This window comes from Butyricimonas sp. RTP31003st1_G1_RTP31003_210430, assembly GCF_040920905.1.
Taxonomy (GTDB): domain Bacteria; phylum Bacteroidota; class Bacteroidia; order Bacteroidales; family Marinifilaceae; genus Butyricimonas; species Butyricimonas paravirosa.
Map to the genome: position 1 here is coordinate 26316 of NZ_JBCOSQ010000065.1, position 4015 is coordinate 30330.

At 56.9% G+C, this 4015-nt stretch carries 2 protein-coding genes and 1 pseudogene; all 3 read right to left on the reverse strand.

Annotated elements, in window-relative coordinates:
• Positions 1-2643, reverse strand: a pseudogene (locus tag AB5542_RS16975) (hypothetical protein); the annotation flags it as partial.
• Positions 2615-3403: a hypothetical protein gene (locus AB5542_RS16980; RefSeq protein WP_279039223.1), complete on the reverse strand. Its 789-nt coding sequence runs from the start codon at positions 3401-3403 to the stop codon at positions 2615-2617. The gene AB5542_RS16980 and the pseudogene AB5542_RS16975, both read right to left, overlap by 29 nt.
• Positions 3393-3905 (reverse strand): hypothetical protein, encoded by a 513-nt coding sequence (locus AB5542_RS16985; protein ID WP_279039224.1) that lies wholly within the window; start codon positions 3903-3905, stop codon positions 3393-3395. The genes AB5542_RS16980 and AB5542_RS16985 overlap by 11 nt, the downstream gene beginning before the upstream one ends.
• Positions 3906-4015 lie beyond the last annotated feature (110 nt).

A 4015-nucleotide genomic window follows, 5' to 3' on the forward strand; every position in this document is an offset into this window, starting at 1 on the left:
CTCGCACCCCTTCGCCGTCAACGCCACCGCGTACTCACCCTCTCCGGGCGTCTCCGCATAAGTCAATGCCCCGGCCTTATACGCCTGAATCTGGGTCTGAATCTTGAACCGGGAAGCCACCACAGTGTCATTCCCCGCCTTCACCAGCTCCTTCCCATCCACCACGTTCACGATGTCATAAAGCGACGAATCAATCTTTCCCTCGCTGTCCACCGCCACTACTGCGTCGTAAGTCGTCAACAACACCGTGTAACCGTTCTCCCCTTTCAATTCCTCCCGTTGCCCGTCCGTGAACTCTAGGTGTCCCTTCATGTAAATATTATTCAGGTAAGCCGAGTAGCCCTCCATCGAAACGCCTCCGACGTGCAATCCCGACAAATCCCCGAACTGCATGGCAATGTTCCGTTCGTGATCGACCTCCCACGTGGCCACTCCCGTCAGGTAGCGCTTGTACGTCCTTGTCGAATAGGCCGAAGCCCGCCGGGTCTTGTCCGTAAAATTCCCGTACACGGCAAACTTCATCGCCGGACAGGGATGCACGCTCGTGCCGGGTTTCAACTCGTAGCGGAACTTCCCATTCTCCATGATCTCCGTCGGTGTGAAATAAACCGTCGAAAACCCGGCCATCGTCAGGAACCCGCAACCGTCCACCCGGTTCCCGTCGGCATTCCCCGTGAGGTTATGGAATATTCCCCGGCAAATATCATTCACGTGCAGCCCCGCCAGTTCCCCTTCTTCTAATTTCAGGGTCACCACCCGGTTTGCCGTGTCCACGCTCTCCACCGTGCCGTAGGCGATGGAGTTCCACAACTCTCCGCTGACCACATCCACCCGGTTAAACCGCAATTCCGGCACTTCAAGGAACTCCCGCAACGTCAATCCCGTCATCTCGGCGTACCCGTTCTCGTCCATCCTCACCCCGCTGCCGCCGATCATCCCGGACATGAACGTTCCGACTTCCAGGTTCTTGAACACCACATCGCTCTCCGTCTTCACGGCCTGATCCATGTAATCGTCGAACGCACGCGAGTCCCATTTTGCGGCATCAGGCACCTGGGCCACCGTCTTGATCTGCCACCCGTCCGCATCCCACACGATGGCCTCCCCGTCGGTCATCTCGTCGGCCAACCGTCCGAAATTACGGGTTGTCCACTCCCGCGTGGCGTTAACAGCATTCAACACCTCGCTCCGGTCCAGTTCTATACTGCTCTTCACCTCTTGGATCTTCGCCGTCAAGGCATCCTCTAGGCTCACCTCCAGGTAATTCGACACCTCGCACGTCAGCTTACCCGTGTACAACTGCTTTTTCACCGAGGTCAGCCGCAATCGCTGCACCATCTCCATCCCGGGAACAACAATCCCCACGACATCCCCCGGGTTGAACACGATCCCCTTCTCCCGCACGTAGCGGTAATCTACATCTAGGTTATACTTCACCCGCAAACTCGAATGCGCCCGCATCCACTTGCGTCCTTTCTCCGCCAGCAACGCCTCCGCCGTGCGGACATACGCCTCCGGCAACGTGATCCCCGTGAACGTAAACTTGTCGCCCACCTGTACCCGCCACGTGGCGTTAGGAATCATCGATCGTTTCCCGTCGTTCCCCGCCGGGGCCATCTCGTCCTCCTGCGGGATCAGCTTCAACGTCCGCACCAACCCACCGTCACACGTGAAAGAGAACGCCTTCCCCGTCAGGTCGCCCGACAGGAAGTTCACCCGTCCCTCCTTGCCGATGACCACCTCTTTCAAGCTGAAATCAATGGCATTACAGGTCAATGTCAACCCGTCCTCCCCGATCGTGTCCACGCTCCCCGTGAACGAGGGTTTCACGTCGTCGAAATAGACCTCCCGTTCCACCAGTTTCGGGTACTCCTCCCGGTTCTCGAAATAAGGGATATATTTATCCGAATCCCGTTCCCGGGGACAGAGACGCTCCACCAGTCCTTTCCGGTAGCCAACCGGTAGATTTTCCGTGCTACCGTAAACGTATGCCCGGGTCACCGTGTTGTCGGCGTCCACGTTCTGCCGTTGCAACGTGTAAAGTCCTTTCCCCCGTCCCTGCTCGAACACGAGGCTCGTGGCGTTTTCCACCCGTTCGTAGAACGCAACGGTCCGGTCACGAACCACGTATTCCACCCCGAACTCGTCCGCCAAGCGGTTCAGCACATCCCGGCACGTCGTGTTGTCGAAACTGAGATTCTTCCGCTCCGTCACCACCGTCACCGGGTGATCGCCCTTGTCCGTGGCCCACGTCCACCCCGGGTCGAAATCGTCCCGGTTAATATTCATCAGCAAAAGCTCCACGAAATCGTTCAACGTCCCCGACAACGAGAAGCGGCTCAGTCCCTGCACGTCCGAGATATAAATCTTGTCCAGCAAATTGTACAGGGGACTTTCCAACACCAAGTCATACCGGAACTCCACCGCCGAGGCCTTCACGAGGTCGGGCGCCCGGTTGATCGTGTAACTACTACCCTCCAAGCGGGCATAATCGCCCACCCGAAGATCGAGCGGCTCGCTCACGGTCACGCTCAACGTCACCTCGTCCGCCCCCATCAACGTTCTTTCCAACGTGGCGTTGTCATCCGGGACACTCGCCACGAGCGTCTCTTCCTTATCGATCTTCCGATAAATTTCGATCATATTCTATCACGTTTAAAGTAAATTTCACCACCCCGTCACTCACGATACTCACGCTAAAACCGTCCTTCACGAACACGCCTCGCTCCCGTCCGTCCGCCAGACGCAACACCCGAACCCCGGGCAGTCGCCACAAGGCATGGAATTGCCTCATCCTCGCCCCAACTTCCTTCAAATTCCCCGCCCGCATCACGCATTCCAGCGAGAGTGCCGGATTTTCCCGGAAAGCCGTGTTCAGGTAAGGGGCCGTCGTGCTTACCTCTATCCGTTTCGGAACTTTCAGGTCGCCTTTCACCGCCGTCACCGTCACCCCGAAATCCCGGGCCAGATTGAAGTCGTCCACCCGGATGCGCCCGCCCCCGCTTCCCGCGAGGGTCAACTCCTCGAACTCCACGTACGGCTCCCGGAACTTCAGATCGAGTTTCAGCAACTTGTCGTCCACCCGTTCCACGCTGATCTCGTCCGCCATCACCACGTCGAAATTCCCCAACTCCGTCCCCAATCGCCGACAAGCCACTACCGCCTCCCGGAAACGCTCCATGTTCGCCGCATCCGCCATCACGAACTTCAACCCGATCGTCCGTCCGTCATATTCCAAGTCCTTCCCGTCAAGATAAGGTTCCACCCCGTCGCCCCAGTTCCGCTCGATCTCCCCCTTGCGTTTCGGGAAATCGAACAACCCGCTCACCGCCACGCCGCCGTCACCCCGCATGGGCAACACGCCGTAAGCGGTCACATCGATCGTATCAAACTTATAAATCATACGTTTCCTTGTTTTTATGTACCACCTTCGCGTAACCGTCCCCGTCCGTCACCGCCACGGCCCGGGCGTACAGGTTCACCACCACTTTCGACTCGCCCTCGCAATGCACCTCTACCGCCGCATCATCCAGCGCATCCACCATCACGAAAGCATGATCCCTCGCCCGAATCACCACCCGCGAATCATGTTTCACGTACAGGCGGCTCACCGCGTACTTCTCCACGCCACACTCCGCCTCGCACGCCCCCAGCAACACGGCATTTCCCCCCGCAATCTCCACCCGTTCGTCAACATAAATCCCTCTCTCGTGTAACATCCCGTCAAAATGCTCCTTCAAATACTCCTTTGTCGGGAAATTCTTCGCCAGACAAAAATCTATCCGGTCCCAATAGCACTGCAACATCTCCTCCTTATCCCCCGCCGCCGCCAGTTGCGCCATCCCGTCAGCACATCCCTGTACCAACCCGGCTCCCGCCAACAATTCTTCCTTTAAAAACACCATATTAATTTTAAATTTTAGATTTTAAATTTTAGATCCTATCGATTAAGTGATTTAATGATTTTCGATTAAGTGATTTTAATCACCCAATCATCGAATCGGCAATCACGGAA

Bases quoted from the DNA above. Each gene is read 5' to 3' on its own strand.
- AB5542_RS16980 (WP_279039223.1), bottom strand. From the start codon at position 3,403: ATGATTTATAAGTTTGATACGATCGATGTGACCGCTTACGGCGTGTTG.
- AB5542_RS16985 (WP_279039224.1), bottom strand. From the start codon at position 3,905: ATGGTGTTTTTAAAGGAAGAATTGTTGGCGGGAGCCGGGTTGGTACAG.